Here is a 17682-nt window from a genome sequence, read left to right on the forward strand (position 1 = left end):
TGGCGCTCCCGTCCGCCTCCCGTGCGAGCTGGAAGCGTACGGCCGGGCGGGCGGATCTCAGGACCCCCGGATGCCGGGACGGTGGCGTGGTCGGGGTAGGCGGCCAGAAATGACCTGCCCTCGTCAAGCAATCTCTGCGCATGATGGTCGTGAGCGAACTGCCACGCCACGGGGCACCGCAGTGGCAGAACCGCGGGGCCGGCGTCCGTCCGGCCGCCGGCGGGAAGCGACTCGTTCGAACCGGCCGTCCCAGTGCCGGTCATCGAATCCACCCAGGACCGCCGGATCCACCGCGCCCACCACGCCCGCCGGATCCACCGCGCCCGCCGGGCCCACCCTGTCCGCCGGACCGCCGGCCCGCCCCGCCGGTCGGGTCCATCCTGCCCACACGGGAGCAGTGACATGACAGGCACCGTCAACACCGGACTGCAGGACCAGGTCGCCGAGCTGATGGACGACTTGGGCAAACACCGCGTCTACGGCAACGACTACTTCCGGATGCTGCGGGACGACCCGTGGACCGGGTCGGCCTACGACGTCCACCGCGCCAACTTCTTCCACCGCACCGAGGGCACCGTCAAGGGCATCGCCCACGTCTGCGCCCAGGCGGCGGCCCGCGACGACCGCCACACGCTCGTGCTGTTCTCGCACATCCTCAACGAGGAGACCGGCGACGGGCGGGCCGAGCACTGCCACGAGGTGCTGATGGAGAACGCCCACAACCACTACGGGAGCGTCGAGTTCGGCCTGCCGCCGCTGACCGTGCGGGAGTCGCGCGACAGCGACCTGGTCATCCCCGCGACCGTCGCCTACCGCGACCGCACCCTGGAGCTCCTGGTGGGCAACTACCACCGGATGCTGGGCGTGGCGATGGCCCTGGAGTCCCACGCCGACCCGATGCTGCAGACCTGCCGCGCGGCCTTCCGCAACGCCCGCAAGCACCTGCCGGAGGAGGAGTTCGTCGACACGGTCGAGGTCTACTTCAACGTCCACGTCGGCGACCAGGGCGTCGAGGAACGCCACGCCGCCGACGCGCGGCAGTGCGTGCTGAACAACTGCCGCACCGAGGCCGAGCTCGCCGAGGTCGCCTACGGTGCCCAGCAGACCCTGGACGTCCAACTGGCCATGTGGACGGCGATGTCCAAGGCCGCGGTGGCGCGGTGACGGCCCGACGGACAGCCCCGGAGAGCGGCGCCGCCCGGAAGGACCGGGGCATCGCCGATGCCGTCCTGAGCCTCCCGGACTCGGTCACCCACGGGACGGCGGCGATGCTCGCGGAGCTCAACCGGGCCCGCCCGGCCGAGCAGCAGGCCATCGACCTCAGCATCGGCGCGCTGGACACCCCCACCGACACCCGGATCGACGACGGGCTGGTGGAGTTCATCCGCACCAGCCCCCACCTCGCGCACGCCTTCGCGCCCGTCCGGGGCTTCCCGTTCCTCCGGGAGTCCATCGCCGCGCGGACGCGGCGGCTGCACGGCATCGCCTACGATCCGGCCACCGAGGTGCTGGTCACCCCCGGCGGCGTCAAGGGCGCCATCTCGGTGGTCTTCCACGCCCTGCTGAACCCCGGGGACGAGGTGGTCATCCCGGTGCCGAACTGGCCGCACTACGCCGACATGGTGCGGCTGCACGGCGGCAGCCCGCGCACCGTCCTGACCACCGGCGCCGGCGGGTTGACCGCGCCCGCCCTGGCGGAGGCGCTCGGCCCGAACACCAAGATCGTCATCCTGGGCGACTGCATCAACCCCACCGGCAAGGTCTACTCGACCGCGGAGCTGACCGCGCTGGCCGAGGTCCTCGCCCGGCACAACACCCGGCGCGAGGCCGACGGCAGGAGCCCGGTCCATGTGCTCTTCGACACTCCGTACGAGGCGCACGTCCCCGGTCCCCGGGCGGCGACCTTCGCCGCGATCGAGGCCCGGCGGCCCGACGGCACCCCCGTCCCGGTCCGGCCGTGGACGGTGCACGTCACCGGGCCGGGCAAGACCTACGGCATGCACGGCGACCGGATCGGCTACCTCTGCGGTCCGCCGGACCTGGTGGACGCCGCCGCCCGGGCCCAGGTCAACCTCACCTCCTTCGCCTCCACCTACGGCCAGTTCGCCACCCACGTCGCGCTGAGCCCGGACCTGGACGAGGTGCCCGTCGCCCGGGCCCGCGCGGCGCGCGCCAACCTCGAAGCCGTCCTGGACGAGCTGCGCACCGTCCCGTCGCTGCACATCGACGTCCCGCAGGGCGGCTACTTCCTGTTCGCGGACTTCTCGGCCTTCGCCGACGCCTACCGGAGGCGGGGCCACGCCACCGCCGACGCGTTCCTGCTGGCCGAGGCGGGTGTCGCCACCCTCTGCGGCTCCCACTTCACGGACGGGCACCCGCTGGACCACCTCGTCCGGATCAACTGCGGCCGCACGGGGACGATCCTGAGCGAGGCCGCCCGGAGGATCCGCGCCGCCCTGGACCGGCTGGACCGGCCGGACCCCTGACGCAAGTCATCCCGAGTGAAGCCCACGCGTGCATCCCCGCGCGTGGACCCCGACGAGTGAACCGACGAGCGCCGGGAGGCGACCCGCCTTGGAAACCAGCGGCCACCACGTGCACCGCCTCCCGCACCGTCCGCAGCGGCACCCGCCCGAGCCGGCCACCGGCCCGGGCCCGCCACCGAGGGCCCTCGGATACCTGCCGCTGGCCGAGCGCCCCCTCCTCCGGCTGTCCCGGCTGCTCCTCGGCCTGGCCCTGTTCGGCTTCAGCCTGGCACTGATGGTCCGCACCTCGCTGGGCGTCAACCCGTGGAGCGTCCTGTACGAAGGGCTGCACTACCACACGCCGTTGAGCTTCGGCATGATCAGCGCCGCCCTCGGCGCCCTGGTCCTGCTGCTGTGGATCCCGCTGCGGCAGAAGCCCACCCTGGGCACCGTGGCCAACATCGTCGTGGTCGGTTCCGCCTCCGACCTGGGCCTCTTACTCGTCCCCGAGCACCTGGGGCTCGGGGTCAGGATCGGGCTGGTCGCCCTCTGCATCCTGCTCAACGGCCTGTCCGTCGCCGTCTACGTCGGCGCCCGCTTCGGCCCGGGCCCCCGGGACGGCCTGATGACCGGCCTCGCGGAGACGACCGGGCGCTCCATCCGCCTGGTCCGCACCCTGATCGAGCTCACCGTCCTCGGGGCCGGCTGGCTGCTCGACGGCAGCGTGGGCGTCGGCACCGTCCTGTACGCGCTGCTGGTCGGCCCCGTCACCCAGTTCTTCCTGCCCTGGTTCACCTACCGCCCGGACCTCCGCCCGGACCGTCGCCCGGACGCGGCCGCGCGGCGTTCGTGAAGCAATCGCCCCCGGTCCGGGGAGTTCATGACGAAATGCTGACGGATCGCCTCCGCCCCTGGCCGGGACGGGCCCCGGCCTGGTCGAATCGGGGGCGTGACCAGAGAAAAGCACCATCCCGAGGGCAGCCCGGTGGGCCGACGGGTCGTCCTCGGACTGCTCGGGCTCGGCGCGGCCGGCGTCGCGATCGGCCCGTACCTGCAGCGCGCCGAGTCGGCGCTGGCCGAGCGGGACCCGAGCGGGCTCAGCGGGCTGCTGCCCGGCAACAACGGCTTCCGCTACTACTCGGTGGTGACCTCCGTCCCCCGGCGGGACGACGCGGACTACACGCTCACCGTGGGCGGAATGGTGGAGCGCCCCGCCGCGCACCGGCTGGCCGATCTGCGGGCGATGCCGCAGCGCCGGCTGGTCAAGGACGTCCAGTGCGTCACCGGCTGGCGGGTGCCGCACACCCCCTTCGAGGGCGTGCCGCTGTCGCACCTGCTGGACGCCGCCGGGGTGAAGGCCGGGGCGAAGGCCGTGCGCTTCGACTGCTTCGACGGCGAGTACACCGAGAGCCTCACCCTGGAGCAGGCGCGCCGCGACGACGTGCTGGTGGCGCTGCGGATGCAGGACAACCCGATCTCGCACGACCACGGCGGGCCGGTGCGGCTGTACGTCGCGCCGATGTACTTCTACAAGTCCGCGAAGTGGCTCTCGGGCATCACCGTCACCGGCGCGGTGGAGCCGGGCTACTGGGAGCAGAACGGTTATGACGTCGACGCCTGGGTCGGCCGGTCGAACGGGCGGTCCGATGAACCGACGAGCTGAACCGACCCGACCCGAACCGACCACCACGGAGGAGACCACGACGGACGGGACCACGACGGACGGGACCACGACGGACGGGACCACGACGGACGGGACCGCCATGGACGGGACTGCCACGGACGAGACCCGAGCCGATCTGGTCCTCCGCTTCACCCGGGCCGAGCGCTGGGTGCACCGCACCACCGCCGTGCTGATGGGCGTCTGCCTCTCCACGGCCGCCTGCCTCTACCTGGCGCCGCTCGCCACCCTGGTCGGCAACCGTCCGCTGGTCGTCACCGTGCACGTGTGGTGCGGCCTGGCCCTGCCCGTCCCGCTGCTGCTCGGCCTCGCCTCCCGCGCGTTCCGGGCCGACGCCACCCGGCTCAGCCGGTTCACCGCGGCGGACTGGGCCTGGCTGCGGGCCGTCCGGCGCCGCTCCTGGGACCGGCCGGCCGGCAAGTTCAACGCGGGCCAGAAGCTGTACGCGCAGTGGACGCTCGGCACGATGCTGGTGATCATCGGCACCGGCCTGCTGATGTGGCTCACCCACCTCGCCCCGCCCTCCTGGCGGACCGGCGCCACCTTCGTGCACGACTGGCTGGCCGGGGCCATCGCGGTCGTGGTCCTCGGCCACGTCCGGATGGCCTGGCGGGATCCGGAGTCCCGGCGCGGGATGCGCACCGGACTGGTGGAGCAGTCCTGGGCCGAGCGCGAGCACCCGCAGTGGCAGACCCCGGACACCCACGGACGGAACGAGCCGGACCAGCCGGTCCGGCCGACCCGCACCTGAGTGGCCGGCACGCACCGCTGGGCACCGTCAGGGCCCGCCCCACGTGCGCCGGGCGGGCCCTCCTTCCGTGCCGTGGTGGCCTCAGCCGGTGATCGGCCTCAGCGCCGCCGTCATCGTCGCCGCCATCCCGGAGGTGCCGTTGTAGGAGCCGACGGTGGCGTCGCCGAGCGCGTTGACGATGTCGTCCCCGGCGACCTGGTTGCGGTCGCCGATGATCACGGTGCCGTAGTTGCCGCCGGTGGCCTGGGCGGCGTCCATGGCGGAGCCGGCCACCCCGGCGGCCCCGCTCGCGCCGTTGTGGGAGCCGACGGTGGCGTCGTGGCCGGCGTTGATGATGTCGTAGCCGGCGACCTGGTTGTCGTCGCCGATGATGACCGTCCCGTGGTTGCCGCCGGAGACGGCCTCGGCGCTCGCGGCGGTCGGTACGGCCGCGAGACCGGCGGCGGCGAGCAGGACCAGCGTCCGGGCGAGGCAACGGTTCATGGGTGGTTTCTCCGCTTCTGTCAGTGAGCGTCCCGGTTCGGGCGCAAGCGACAGTAGGTGCGGCTCCCGGGGGCGGCGGGCGATGGTCCGCCGCCCGTGGCGTGTCGGTCGGGCCTCCGACGGCCGGTCGGGTCAATCGCAGGACGGGAGAAGGCCCGTTCAGGTGTCGATGCGCTCCCGGCCGCACCCGAGCCGGCCGCACCCGAGCCGGCCGCGCCGAGCCGCCCGTGCCCCGGACTCCGGGACACGGCCGGCGGCGCTTCGAGCGGACCGTCAGACGAGCCGCGCCACCGCGGCGTCCAGCCGGGCCAGCGTCCGCTCGCGGCCCAGCACCTCCAGCGACTCGAACAGCGGCAGGCCCACCGTCCGGCCGGTCACCGCCACCCGCACCGGCGCCTGCGCCCGGCCCAGCTTCAGCCCGTGCTCGGCCGCCACCGCCTCCAGCACCGCGCGCAGCGCACCGGTCTCCCAGCCCGCCGCCGCGGCCAGCCGCTCCCGGGCCGTGCGCAGCAGCGCCGTCGCGCCCTCCCGGTCCTTCATGGCCTTCGCCCAGGAGGCGTCGTCCCGGACCGGCTCGGGCAGGAACAGGAAGTCCACCTGCTCGACGATCTCGCCGAGCACCGCGATCCGGGACTGCGCCAGCGGCGCGAGCGCGGCGAACGCCTCCGGGTCGAAGTCCTCGGCCGCCCAGGGCACTCGGGGGCCGGTCAGCCACGGGCGGCACGCCGCGGTGAAGTCCGCGACCGCCATCGCCCGGAGGTACTCGCCGTTGAAGGCGCGCAGCTTCGCCACGTCGAAGAACGCCGAGGCCGCGTTCACGTCCGCGACCCGGAAGAGCCGCTCCAGCTCGGCGTACGGGCGGATCTCCACGTCGTCCTTGGGCCCCCAGCCCAGCAGCATCAGGTAGTTGACCACCGCCTCGGGCAGGTAGCCCTCCGCCAGGTAGTCCTCCAGCGCCACCTTGTCCCGGCGCTTGGACAGCTTCTGCCGCTTCTCGTTCACGATCACCGGCAGGTGCGCCCACACCGGGGGAGTGGCACCGAGCGCCTCCCACAGCAGCTGCTGCTTGGGGGTGTTCGACAGGTGCTCCTCGCCGCGGATGACCTCGGTGATGCCCTGCTCCAGGTCGTCGGCCACGTTGGCGAGCAGGAACACCGGGCTGCCGTCGCCCCGGGCGATCACGAAGTCCTCGATGGCCGCGTTGGGGAACGCGGGCTCCCCGCGGATCAGGTCGACCACGACGGTCGCGCCCTCGTCGGGCGTGCGGAAGCGCAGCGCGCGCCCCGGCTCGAAGCCGAGGCCCCGCTCCCGGCAGTGCCCGTCGTACCCGAGCTGGGCGGAGCCGGTGCGCTCGGCCAGCTGCTCGCGGCTGCAGTCGCAGTAGTAGGCGCGGCCGGCGGCGAACAGCTTCTCGGCGGCGGCGCGGTGCCGCTCGGCGCCGGCGGACTGGAAGTACGGGCCCTCGAAGCCGGGGTCGCCCTCGTGGATGCCGATCGAGGCGAGGGCGCTGATGATGCCCTCGGTCCATTCGGGCTTGTTGCGGGCGGCGTCGGTGTCCTCGATCCGCAGCACGAAGGTGCCGCCCTGCTGTCGCGCCGTCGCCCAGTTGTACAGCGCCGAGCGCGCGCCACCGACGTGGAACATGCCGGTGGGGCTGGGGGCGAAGCGGACGCGGACGGGACGGGACGGCTGAGTCATGGACGAAGGGTAGCGACAACCGAGGGGAGCCGAGCGCCATTGTCGCGGCGCCCCGGATCGGCGCGGTCGAGGTGTGGTCCGTGACCCGGACGGCCGAGTGCCCGTTGGGCAGGGCATGACCGACGACAGCCAGTTCCGGACACCCTTCCAGCACCCCGACGCGGAGACCGTGCTCCTCGCCGCCCGGCGGGCCGCCGCCGCGGACCGGCTGGCCGCCGAGGCCGAGCGCACCACCGAGGACCCGCAGGGCGCGGCGCTCGCCGCCGCGCTGCTCGAGGCGGCCGGCGCGGCGAGCCGGGCCGTCGCCTGGGTGTGCGAGCTGGCCGCCCGAACGAGCAGCCCGCGGCTGGCCGAGTTCGCCGTCGCCCTGCTCGCCTGCGGCCGGGACCTCGACCCCACCGATGCCGAGACCGGCGGCGTGCCCGACTACCTCACCGAGCGGTTGGACGGGCTGATCGCCCTCCAGGACGGCCTGACCGACGGCGAGGCGTACGCCCTGGCCACCGTCGGCGCGATCGCCCGCGCTCTGCCCCGGACCATCCCGCACACCGACGATCCGGCCCGGCACCTGCCCGAACTCGCCCGGCACCTCGACCGGGCGACCGCAACCGGCCGCGCCGCCCGCCCCTGACGCTCCGCCGCTCCCCGCCGGCCGCTCCCGCCGGCCGACCCCGCCATGTCCACGGTGCGCCGTCCGGTTCGCCCGTCCGGCTGGTCCACGGCGCGGCGCACCGGTGCCGGGCGGGGCGGCGCCCTAGGGTCGGCCGGACCGGTCCGCCCCACCACGGGAGAACGATGCCGAGGGTCCCCAGTCTCCGCTCGCGGTGGGCGAGTGCCGCCGCCGGGCTGGCCGTGGTCGCGTCCGCCCTGGCGGGCTGCGGGAGCGGCGGGCAGAGCGGCCCCGTCACGCTCAACTGGTACAACTTCCCGGACGATTCGGGCGCGCTCCAGCAGGCCGCCGACCGCTGCGGACAGCAGTCCGGCGGGCGCTACCGGATCCGCTACAACAAGCTGCCGCGCGGGGCGGACGGCCAACGCCAGCAACTGGTACGGCGGATGGCGGCGCACGACACCGACGTCGACATCCTGGGCCTGGACGTCACCTGGCCCGCCGAGTTCGCCGAGGCCGGCTGGATCCGGGAGTGGACCGGGGAACTGCGCGACCGGGGCACCGCCGACACCCTCGACGCGGCGGTGAAGACCGCGACCTGGCACGACCGGCTGTACGCCGTGCCGTACAACTCCAACACCCAACTGCTCTGGTACCGCGATGACTTGGTGCAGACACCGCCCAGGACCTGGGCGGAGATGCTGGCCCAGGCCGAGGAGCTCGCCCGGGCCGGCAAACCGCACCTGGTGGAGATCCAGGGCGCCCAGTACGAGGGACTGACCGTGTGGTTCAACACCCTGGTCACCAGCGCCGGAGGCTCGATCCTCACCCCCGACGCCCAGGCCCCCTCGCTCGGCGCGCCCGCCGTCGCCGCCGCCACGGTGATGCACGACCTGGCGACCTCCGCGGCCGCCGACCCCTCGCTGTCGAACCAGATGGAGGACCAGAACCGGCTCGCCATGGAGTCCGGCACGGCCGCCTTCGAGCTCAACTACCCCTTCGTCTACCCCTCGATGAAGGCCAACCAGCCGGAGCTGTTCCCGCACTTCCGCTGGGCCCCGTACCCGGCGGTGACCCCCGACCGCCCCGCCAGCGTCACCATCGGCGGGATCGACCTCGCGGTCGGCGCCTACAGCCGGCACGCCGATCTCGCCTTCGAGGCCACCCTGTGCCTGCGCGACCGGGACAACCAGCTCACCAACGCGCTCAAGGGCGGCCTCCCGCCCTCGCTGCGCAGCCTCTACCAGGCGGGCGAACTGACCCGGAGCTACCCCTTCGCCGCCGACGTGCTGGCCGCCCTCGACTCCGCGAGCATCCGGCCGCAGACCCCGGCCTACCAGAACGTGTCCATCGCCGTCTCGCACACCCTCTCCCCACCCGCCGGCATCAACCCGGAGAAGGACGTGGCCGACCTCCGCGGGCAGATCCAGGACGCCCTCGGCTCGAAGGGACTGATCCCGTGACACCACCGACCGGAGCCCCCGCGGCGGCCGTCCGGCCGCCCGTCGGGCCCTCCCGCGGGGCCCGACAGGAACGCCGGCTCGGCCTGCTGCTCTGCGCCCCCGCGGTCATCGTGATGCTCGCCGTCACCGCCTACCCGATCGGCTACGCCGTCTACCTCTCGCTGCAGCGCTACGACCTGCGCTTCCCCGAGCAGGCGCACTGGGTCGGGCTCGCCAACTACGGTGCCGTGCTGACCTCGCCGTTCTGGTGGCAGGCGCTCGGCGTCACCGTGCTGATCACCGCGGTGTCCGTCGCCGTCGAGCTGGTCCTCGGCCTGGCGCTCGCCCTGGTGATGCACCGGGCCGTCTTCGGCCGCGGCACCGTCCGCACCGCCGTCCTGGTGCCGTACGGGATCGTGACCGTCGTCGCCGCCTACTCCTGGCAGTACGCCTGGACACCCGGCACCGGGTACCTGGCCGCCCTGCTGCCGGAGGGCAGCGCCCCGCTGACCGAACAGTGGCCCGCCATCGGACTGATCATCCTCGCGGAGGTCTGGAAGACCACCCCGTTCATGGCCCTGCTGCTGCTCGCCGGCCTCGCGCTGGTGCCCGACGAGACCGTCCGGGCCGCCATGGTCGACGGCGCGAGCTTCGGCCAGCGGCTGCGCCTCGTGATCCTGCCGCTGATGAAGCCGGCGATCCTGGTCGCCCTGCTCTTCCGCACCCTGGACGCCTTCCGGATCTTCGACAACATCTACGTGCTGACCGGCGGCTCCAACGACACCGGCTCGGTCTCGATCCTCGGCTACGACAACCTGTTCACCGCGCTCAACCTGGGCATCGGGTCGGCGATCTCGGTCCTGATCTTCGTCTGCGTTGCCCTCATCGCGCTGGTCTTCGTCAAACTGTTCGGCGCGGCGACGCCCGCCGCCGAACCGGAGCGCCGATGAGCACCCGTCACACCCGGGCCCTGACCGGCTGGGGCATCGCCAACCTGGTGGTCGTCCTCTACGCGCTCTTCCCGGTGTGGTGGATCGTGGCGCTCTCCTTCAAGGACCCGGCCACCCTCTCCGACGGCGACTTCGTGCCGCGCAAGTGGACCTGGGCGAACTACCGCGGCATCTTCGAGACCTCGGAGTTCACCCGCGCGCTGGTCAACTCGATCGGGATCGCGGTGATCGCCACCACCGTCGCCGTGGTGCTCGGCACCATGGCGGCCTACGCGGTGGCCCGGCTGCGCTTCCCCGGCAAGCGGCTGCTGATCGGGGTGTCCCTGCTGATCGCGATGTTCCCGCCGATCTCGCTGGTCTCCCCCCTGTTCAACATCGAGCGGGTGCTCGGCCTCTTCGACACCTGGGCCGGGCTGATCATCCCGTACATGACCTTCTCGCTGCCGCTGGCGATCTACACGCTCTCCGCGTTCTTCCGCGAGATCCCCTGGGACCTGGAGAAGGCGGCCAAGGTCGACGGCGCCACCCCCTGGCAGGCGTTCCGGCTGGTCATCGCGCCGCTGGCGGCACCCGGCGTGTTCACCACCGGCATCCTGGTCTTCATCTTCTGCTGGAACGACTTCCTGTTCGCGATCTCGCTGACCTCCACCACCTCGGCCCGGACCGTACCGGCCGCGATCGCCTTCTTCACCGGGAGCTCCCAGTTCGAGCAGCCGACCGGCTCGATCGCGGCGGCCGCCGTGATCATCACGATCCCGATCGTGGTCTTCGTGCTGCTGTTCCAACGCCGCATCGTCGCCGGGCTCACCGCCGGCGCAGTCAAGGGCTGAGACCCACACGACGAGCCCGCCGCACCCGGCGGACCAGGAAGGCGGACCGTGGCCGAGATCGTCCTCGACGGCATCACCAAGCGCTACCCCGACGGCGCCCTCGCCGTCCGCGACGTCAACCTCACCATCGCCGACGGCGAGTTCGTGATCCTGGTGGGCCCCTCCGGCTGCGGCAAGTCCACCACGCTCAACATGATCGCCGGGCTGGAGGACATCACCGAGGGCACCCTGCGGATCGCCGGGGAGGTGGTCAACGACCGCGCGCCCAAGGACCGCGACATCGCGATGGTCTTCCAGAGCTACGCCCTGTACCCGCACATGAGCGTGCGCGACAACATGGGCTTCGCGCTGCGCCTGGCCAAGACCGACAAGGCGACCATCGCCGCCAAGGTCGAGGAGGCCGCCCGCATCCTGGACCTCACGCAGCACCTCGACCGCAAGCCCGCCAACCTCTCCGGCGGGCAGCGCCAACGGGTCGCGATGGGGCGGGCGATCGTCCGCGACCCCAAGGCCTTCCTGATGGACGAGCCGCTGTCCAACCTGGACGCCAAGCTCCGGGTCCAGATGCGCACCCAGATCGCCGCCCTGCAGCGCCGCCTCGGCACCACCACCGTCTACGTCACCCACGACCAGGTGGAGGCCATGACCCTCGGCGACCGGGTGGTCGTCATGCGGGCCGGGGTCGTCCAGCAGGTCGGCTCGCCGCAGCAGCTCTACGACGAGCCGGTCAACCTCTTCGTCGCCGGGTTCATCGGCTCGCCCGGGATGAACTTCCTCGGCGCCACGCTGGAGCAGAACGCGCTGCGCACCTCGCTGGGCGACCTGCCGCTGGACGACCGGACCCGGCGCGCCCTGGAGCGCGCGGACGCGCCGCGCGAGCTGATCGTCGGCATCCGGCCCGAGGACTTCGAGGACGCGGCCCTGGTCGAGCACTCCGGCGGAGTCACCGTCACCGTGACCGTCGAGGTCCGGGAGTCGGTCGGCTCGGACGTGTACGTCCACTTCGCCGAGGAGGGCGGGCCCGCGGCCACCGAGGAGCTCGCCGAACTGGCCGCCGACTCGGGCCGGGCCGACACCGGCATGCAGGAGCACCGCGTGGTCGCGCGGCTCAGCACCGCGACCCGCGCCACCGAGGGCGGCCCGCTGGAGCTGTGGGTCGACACCGCCCGGATCCACGTCTTCGACCCCCGCGACGGCGCCAACCTGACCCACCCGGAGCGCCCGGCCTGATGACGGGAATCGGCCCGGCCCCCGCGTGGGGGCCGGGCCGGGGGCCTACGGCGTGCCGCCCTGTTGGCGGCCCATCCAGTCGGCGATGGCCTGCTCGGTGCGGGCGAGCTCGTCGGTGGGGCTGAACTGCAGCAGCTCCGTCCCGGCGTCGACGTACGGCCGGTGGCCCGGCGGCTGGTAGTACGCGTCGCCTGCCTCGTACACCTCCTCGTGGTCGGCGAACACGAAGCGCATGCGCCCGGCGATGACGTAGCCCCAGTGCGGGCACTGGCACCTCCCGTCGGGCAGCGACTGCAGCGGCCCGTCCAGGTCGGCGTCGGCCGCGAAGGAGACGAATTCGACGGTGTAGCCGTTCATCTCCTCGCGGCGGTCGGTCACCGGACCGAACTCCTGGACCTTGGTCGCGGACTCTTTGGACACCTTCGGCATCGGTCGGCTCCTCTCCGTGACGGTCCCCGAGACTTCCCGTCCTGTCGAGTCGACCACCCCGCACGGCCGGATGCATCCGGGGCGGACGGGCGGGTGGCGTCAGACGCTCGCCGCCGGGGCCGGCGCGGCCGGCGGGGCGGCCGCGGGGCGGCGGGACAGCGCCTCGGAGGCCTTGGCCGTGGCGTACAGCGAGACGGCCAGGGCGAGGACCAGCGCGGCGCCGGCGGCGAGGACGCTGCCGGAGGAGACGGCCTTGGCGCTGCCGGCCTCGGTGCGGGCGGACCCGGCGAGGAACGGCACCACCGCGAGGACGGCGACCCCGAGGACGACCTCGCCCCAGACCACCTTCGGGAAGTGGCGCAGCGTGAGGTGGAGGAGGGAGGAGGTGTCGTCGGCGCGTCGGGCCCGGGGGGCATCAGCCAGAACTGGTTGACGGCGCCGGCGGCGACCAGGCCGAGGACCAGGGTGACCTTGACCAGCAGGGCGAGGCCGTAGCCGGTGGTCCACAGCTGGGAGAGCGCGCCGACGTGCTTCCAGCTGAGCCAGAGACCGGACACCAGGACGGCGCCCACGCAGACCATGGCGACGAGGCTGAAGCGGCGCCAGACGTCGGCCCAGAGCAGCCCGGCACCGTCGCCGAGGCGGCCGCGGGTGCCGGCCAGGGAGACCAGCAGGGCGAGGCCGCCGAGCCAGACGGTGCCGGAGACGATGTGGGCCTGGTCGAGGGCGAGGTCGAGCCAGCGGTCGAGGTCGGCGGGGGCGGTGGTGGGGACGGCGGCGATCAGGGTGACCGCGAGGGCCGCCGGCAGCGCGGAGAGGACGACGCGGTCGGCGTGGCGGCGGGCGGCCGGGGCGGACAGCGCGATCAGCGCGGCGGCCGTGGCGAGGAGCACGAGGTTCTGGACGAGGTAGACGGTGCCCTGGGCGATCCAGGCGCCCTTGGCGGCGGGGGCCCGCAGGAAGTCCAGGATCCGGCCGGGCGCCAGGGCGTCACCGAAGGGCATGCCCTTGCCGGCGCGGGCGACCCGGGCGGCGAGCTGGAAGTAGCCGGCGAGCAGCAGGACCACGCCCGCCCAGACGAGGTGGGTGGCCGATCTGGATCGCAGGACCGCGGCGTCCGCGGTCGTTCTCGGGTCGCTGGGAGTCCCAGCAGGCCTTCGAGACGTTCTTCGCCGAACGGCTGGCGCCCGCGATCGAGAAGGCCGGCATCACCGGTGAGCCCCGGGTGGAGTTCCGCCCGCTGCACCGCCGCTTCGTGGCCCCGGGCGTCAGCGGCGCCGCGTAGCGGAACGCGGCGCGGGTGCTCCCCGCTGAGCGCCCGCGCCCGGCCGGCCCGTGGCGCTCCGGCCGGTCACAGCTGCCAGCGCACCGGGTGGGCCGGGCGGTAGGCGCAGGCCCGGCCGGTGGTGACGGAGACGGCGAGGTGCCGGCCGAGCTCGGGGTGCTCGCGCTCGATCCGGCGCAGGGTGTCCCGGATCCGGGCGGTGACGGTGGTGCGGGCCCGCTCCCCGGCGTCGCCGAGCCGACGCGGTCGCCCGCCGAGGCCGTACGCGCCGCGCAGTTCGGCGACCAGCGCGTCCCGCTCCTGTTCGGCGCGGGCCAGCCGGGGGAGGTCCTCGCCGTCGCGGGCCTCGGCGATCTCGCCGTCCAGCTGCTCCAGCCGGGCCCGGTAGGCGGCGCGGGCCCGTTCGTCCGCGCGCTCGTCGCTGCCGGTGGGCGGCACGTCCTCGCCGCCCAGCAGACGGGTGGCCGGGATCTCCCGGCCCGGGGCGGAGAGCAGCAGCGCCAGGTCGTGCAGGCCCTTGGCGTCCCGGAGGACCACCGTGCGGCCGCGGTACCCGAGCGTCCACAGCTGCCCGTCCCGGTGGAACACGTGGCTGCTGTCCGCCCGGGCGAGGGTGGCCCGGGCGTCGTCGCGCAGCCAGTCCAGGTCCAGTGCCTCGGCGGCGGCCACCGCCTGGGCGAGCAGCAGCCGTCCGCGCTCGCCCGCCGGGTCGCGGGCCAGCAGCGCCCGGCCCAGTTCGAGCCGGGCCCGGACGGCGACCGGCCGGGCACCGAGGCGGTCGGCGCTCTCCAGGGCGTCCGTCAGGTGCCGCACGGCCTCCGGTCCGCCGCCGGCCAGGCCCAGGTAGAACGCCACCGGACCGAGGACGGCGACCCCGCCGCCGATCACGATGGTCTCCCGCTCGTACGGCAGCAGCCGCCGGTAGCGGTCCTCGCGCACCTCCGGCACACCGGCCGCGACGGCGATCTCCACGTCGAACGCCAGCCCGGCGAGCGCCCGCCACCGGAAGCGGGACAGGTCCTCGGCGGGCGGCAGCGCCCGCAGGACGGCGGCGGCCGCCTCGGGCTCGTCGGCCGCCAGATGGTCGAAGCAGCGCCAGTGCGGCAGGAACTCCGGCGGCAGCCCGGCGTCGCCGTACTCGGCCAGCGTCGCCGCGATCCCGGTCGGCCCCTGCCGGGCGAGCGCGGCCGCGATCCGCTGGGTGGCGGTCACCCCGGGGCCGTCCGGCTCATCGATCGCCTCGGCCAACGCGGCCGCCTCGTCGGCGAGTTGCTCCGCCTCCCGGAAGCGTCCGCGGAGCAGCGCCCAGGCGGCGTCGCGTGAGCGCACCAGGTAGCGGGCGCGCGGCAGCCGGGAGCGTCCGGCCACGACCGCCGCCTGGCGCAGCGCGTCCGCCGCGCCGGGGTCGGCGAGTTCCAGCAGGGCCACGAAGCGGCACAGGACGCCCTCGAACTCCAGCGCCGGGTCGTGCGCCTCCACCGCCGCCGCCACCAGGTCCTCGGCCAGGGCCAGTCGGCGGTGCGCGGTGCCCGGCGCCCACTCGACGTCGTGCCGGGCGAACAGCGCGGTGGCGAGGGCGCGGGGATCGCCGGCGGCGCGTGCCCGCTCCGCCGCCCGGCGGGCGAGCTCCCGGGCCCGGTCGGCGTCCCGCTCCGGGCCGTCGGCCAACTCCCGGGCCAGGGCGGCCAGTACCTCGGCGTGCAGGGCGGCGTGCGGCCCCTCGGCCAGGGCGGCTTCCGCGCGCGCCAGCCGGTCGACCACGTCGCGCCGGGAGTCACCGCTGCGCACGCCCGCCTCGTGCAGCCCCAGCGCGGCCGCCGCCAGCAGCTCCGGCCGGTCCTGCGCCAGGGCGTCGTCGGCGAGCCCGGCGAACCGGCGCGCGGCCGACTCCCGTGCCCCGGCGCGCAGTTCGGCCTCCGCCAGGGCGGCCCGCAGCCGCAGCGCCACGGGATCGTCCGGGTCGGTGAGCCGGACGGCCTGGCGCCACCAGCGGACGGCCTCCTCGTACGCCAGCAGGCCGATGGCCTCCTCCCCGGCCCGCACCGCGTGGCGCAGCGCCGGCTCGACCGGCCCGAACGGCAGCGCCTGCCCGTAGTGCCAGGCGAGTTCGGCCGGGCCGGCGGTGTCCGCGAGCGCCCGGGCCGCGGCCAGGTGGACGCCCGCGCGCCGGGCCGGGTCGAGCCGGGCGACGAGTTCCTCCCGGAAGAGGTCGTGCACGAAGCGGTAGCCCTCCGGGCCGTCCCGGGCGACGATCCGCGCGTGCACGGCGGGCTCCAGCAGGCCGGTCACCCCCGCGGTGGTCACTTCTGCGGCGGGTGCGCCCTCGGCGGGCGTGGCGGCTACGGGCGTCGAGGCGGGCGTACCGGTGGCGGCCGACGCGGCGACGGCGGCCAGCCGGGCTGCGGTGAAGGTGCGGCCCAGCACCGCGGCGGTGCCCAGCGCCCGGGCGGTCCGGTCCGGCAGTCTGGCCAGCCGCCGGGCGACCGTCTGCCCGACCGCCGTCGGCACGGTCGGGTTGTCGCTGCCCGCGGGATTGTCCCGGCCGGCGGCGCGCAGCCGGGCGACCTGCTGGACGAAGAACGGGTTGCCGCCCGTCCTGCGGTGCACCAGGGCGGCCGCCTCCGCCGTCGCGGGCGGCCCGAACCGCGCCAGCAGCGCCCCGGTCTCCGCCTCCGCCAGGCCGCCGAGCACCACCACCTCGGCGCCCGGCAGTGCGGGCAGCGGGTGGTCCTCGGGCAGTTCGACGTCCCGGTAGGTACCCACCAGCAGCAGCGGCTCGTGCCGGGCGCGCCGGCCCAGGTGGCCGAGCAGCAGCACCGAGGCGGTGTCCGCCCACTGCAGGTCGTCCAGGACGGCGACCAGCGGGCGGCCGCCCCGCAGCAGCAGGCCCGCGATCCGGTCGAACAGGGCCAGCCGGGAGTCCTCGGCGCCGGCGGAGGGGCGCACGCGCGCTTCCCCGGAGAACGGCTCGTCCGTGACCGCGCGGACGACCTGTTGCCAGGGCCACAGCGCGGGCGCGATGCCGCCGTCCTCGCAGCCGCCCCACACGGCGGTGATGCCGAGGCCCCGGGCGTAGCGCACGACCTCGGCGGCGAGCGCGGTCTTCCCGATGCCGGGCTCCCCGGCCAGCAGTACCAGACCGCCGCGGCCCGCCGCAGCGTCGTCCACCGCGCGGCACAGCGAGGTCAGCAGCGCCGCCCGGCCGACGAGGTCCGACACGTCGGGCGAGCCCACACCGGCATTCTCCCACCGGGCCGGGCGGGCTCGCGCAGCGCGGATCGCGCTGCCGGATCGCCTGGCCGGACCACGTGGCGGGATCACTTGGCGCGGATGATGACCACCGGGCAGTCGGCGTGCTGCGCGCAGCGGGTGCTGACCGAGCCGAGCAGGGCGCGGGTGAAGCCGCCCCGGCCGTGGCTGCCCACCACCAGGACCTCGGCGCCCTTCGACGCTTCCAGCAGGACGTCCGAGGGGTCGCCCATCACCATTCTCGGCCGCACCTCGACGGGGTGGTCCGCGCCGAGCACCGTGTGGAGCTCCTCGGTGAACCGCCGCTCGGCCAGGTCCCGGTCGAAGGACATGTCCACCACGGGCGCCGACCAGCCGAAGTGGCTCGGCGGCTCCCAGGCGCCCACGGCTTCCACCACGCCTCCGATCAGCGTGGCGTGCCGGATCCCCCAGCGCAGCGCGGCCTGCGACGACGGCGAACCGTCGACGCCGACCACGACGCGGGGAACGGAGTCGTTCGCGTCCACCATGAGTCACCGTCCTGTCAGTCGTCGCCCCTTCCACCACGGTGGGGGCGGTCGGACGGCGCCGCCAGTACGG

Annotated in this window: 16 protein-coding genes and 1 pseudogene; 10 read left to right on the plus strand and 7 right to left on the minus strand. The window is 74.5% G+C overall.

The genetic code is table 11. The features are described from left to right. Positions 1 to 402 precede the first annotated feature (402 nt). The 5 genes from ACIRD3_RS04570 (at position 403) to ACIRD3_RS04590 (ending at position 4897) form a co-directional block, all read left to right on the plus strand. Positions 403 to 1164, plus strand: a complete 762-nt coding sequence (locus ACIRD3_RS04570) for an iron-containing redox enzyme family protein (protein ID WP_402211516.1) — start codon at positions 403 to 405, stop codon at positions 1162 to 1164. Continuing rightward, a complete protein-coding gene (locus tag ACIRD3_RS04575; protein ID WP_402211519.1) occupies positions 1161 to 2486 on the plus strand; it encodes a pyridoxal phosphate-dependent aminotransferase in 1326 nt (441 codons plus the stop codon). Before ACIRD3_RS04570 ends, ACIRD3_RS04575 begins: the two co-directional genes overlap by 4 nt. An 88-nt stretch (positions 2487 to 2574) precedes the next feature. Then, positions 2575 to 3318: a YitT family protein gene (locus ACIRD3_RS04580; RefSeq protein ID WP_402211521.1), complete on the plus strand. Its 744-nt coding sequence runs from the start codon at positions 2575 to 2577 to the stop codon at positions 3316 to 3318. A gap of 96 nt (positions 3319 to 3414) precedes the next feature. Then, positions 3415 to 4128 (plus strand): molybdopterin-dependent oxidoreductase, encoded by a 714-nt coding sequence (locus ACIRD3_RS04585; protein ID WP_402211524.1) that lies wholly within the window; start codon positions 3415 to 3417, stop codon positions 4126 to 4128. A gap of 100 nt (positions 4129 to 4228) precedes the next feature. Further along, complete coding sequence (locus ACIRD3_RS04590) at positions 4229 to 4897, plus strand: cytochrome b/b6 domain-containing protein (protein ID WP_402211527.1); 669 nt, start codon at positions 4229 to 4231, stop codon at positions 4895 to 4897. Positions 4898 to 4978: 81 nt separating this feature from the next. Here the strand turns inward: ACIRD3_RS04590 and ACIRD3_RS04595 are convergent, their stop codons facing one another. Continuing rightward, positions 4979 to 5380 carry a hypothetical protein gene (locus ACIRD3_RS04595; RefSeq protein ID WP_402211530.1) on the minus strand — a complete coding sequence of 134 codons (402 nt, stop codon included), beginning with the start codon at positions 5378 to 5380 and terminating at the stop codon, positions 4979 to 4981. Positions 5381 to 5653: 273 nt separating this feature from the next. After that, positions 5654 to 7024, minus strand: coding sequence for a glutamate--tRNA ligase (gltX, locus tag ACIRD3_RS04600; protein ID WP_402211951.1), 1371 nt, complete (start codon positions 7022 to 7024; stop codon positions 5654 to 5656). 169 nt (positions 7025 to 7193) lie between these two features. Here gltX and ACIRD3_RS04605 point away from each other — a divergent pair, with 169 nt between their 5' ends. From ACIRD3_RS04605 to ACIRD3_RS04625, 5 genes are all read left to right on the plus strand, one after another. Further along, entirely contained in the window at positions 7194 to 7709 is a 516-nt protein-coding gene (locus ACIRD3_RS04605) for a hypothetical protein (RefSeq protein ID WP_402211533.1), read from the plus strand. 164 nt (positions 7710 to 7873) lie between these two features. Next, positions 7874 to 9151 (plus strand): ABC transporter substrate-binding protein, encoded by a 1278-nt coding sequence (locus tag ACIRD3_RS04610; protein ID WP_402211536.1) that lies wholly within the window; start codon positions 7874 to 7876, stop codon positions 9149 to 9151. Next, positions 9148 to 10080, plus strand: coding sequence for a carbohydrate ABC transporter permease (locus tag ACIRD3_RS04615; protein ID WP_402211538.1), 933 nt, complete (start codon positions 9148 to 9150; stop codon positions 10078 to 10080). The genes ACIRD3_RS04610 and ACIRD3_RS04615 overlap by 4 nt, the downstream gene beginning before the upstream one ends. Then, positions 10077 to 10910, plus strand: coding sequence for a carbohydrate ABC transporter permease (locus tag ACIRD3_RS04620; RefSeq protein ID WP_402211541.1), 834 nt, complete (start codon positions 10077 to 10079; stop codon positions 10908 to 10910). Before ACIRD3_RS04615 ends, ACIRD3_RS04620 begins: the two co-directional genes overlap by 4 nt. A gap of 48 nt (positions 10911 to 10958) precedes the next feature. Next, complete coding sequence (locus tag ACIRD3_RS04625) at positions 10959 to 12140, plus strand: ABC transporter ATP-binding protein (protein ID WP_402211543.1); 1182 nt, start codon at positions 10959 to 10961, stop codon at positions 12138 to 12140. Positions 12141 to 12185: 45 nt separating this feature from the next. Here the strand turns inward: ACIRD3_RS04625 and ACIRD3_RS04630 are convergent, their stop codons facing one another. From ACIRD3_RS04630 to ACIRD3_RS04650, 5 genes and pseudogenes are all read right to left on the minus strand, one after another. Then, the gene (locus tag ACIRD3_RS04630) at positions 12186 to 12569 is read right to left on the minus strand and encodes a hypothetical protein (RefSeq protein WP_402211545.1); all 384 of its coding nucleotides are present in this window, start codon (positions 12567 to 12569) and stop codon (positions 12186 to 12188) included. Positions 12570 to 12668: 99 nt separating this feature from the next. Continuing rightward, positions 12669 to 12914: a hypothetical protein gene (locus ACIRD3_RS04635; RefSeq protein WP_402211963.1), complete on the minus strand. Its 246-nt coding sequence runs from the start codon at positions 12912 to 12914 to the stop codon at positions 12669 to 12671. Between the two features lie 71 nt (positions 12915 to 12985). Next, positions 12986 to 13573, minus strand: a pseudogene (locus ACIRD3_RS04640) (CopD family protein); the annotation flags it as partial. Positions 13574 to 13920: 347 nt separating this feature from the next. Beyond that, complete coding sequence (locus ACIRD3_RS04645; protein WP_402211547.1) at positions 13921 to 17088, minus strand: ATP-binding protein; 3168 nt, start codon at positions 17086 to 17088, stop codon at positions 13921 to 13923. An 83-nt stretch (positions 17089 to 17171) separates the two neighbouring features. Then, a complete protein-coding gene (locus ACIRD3_RS04650) occupies positions 17172 to 17609 on the minus strand; it encodes a universal stress protein (RefSeq protein WP_402211954.1) in 438 nt (145 codons plus the stop codon). Positions 17610 to 17682 lie beyond the last annotated feature (73 nt).

Source organism: Kitasatospora sp. NPDC093550 (assembly GCF_044764985.1).
GTDB lineage: Bacteria > Actinomycetota > Actinomycetes > Streptomycetales > Streptomycetaceae > Kitasatospora.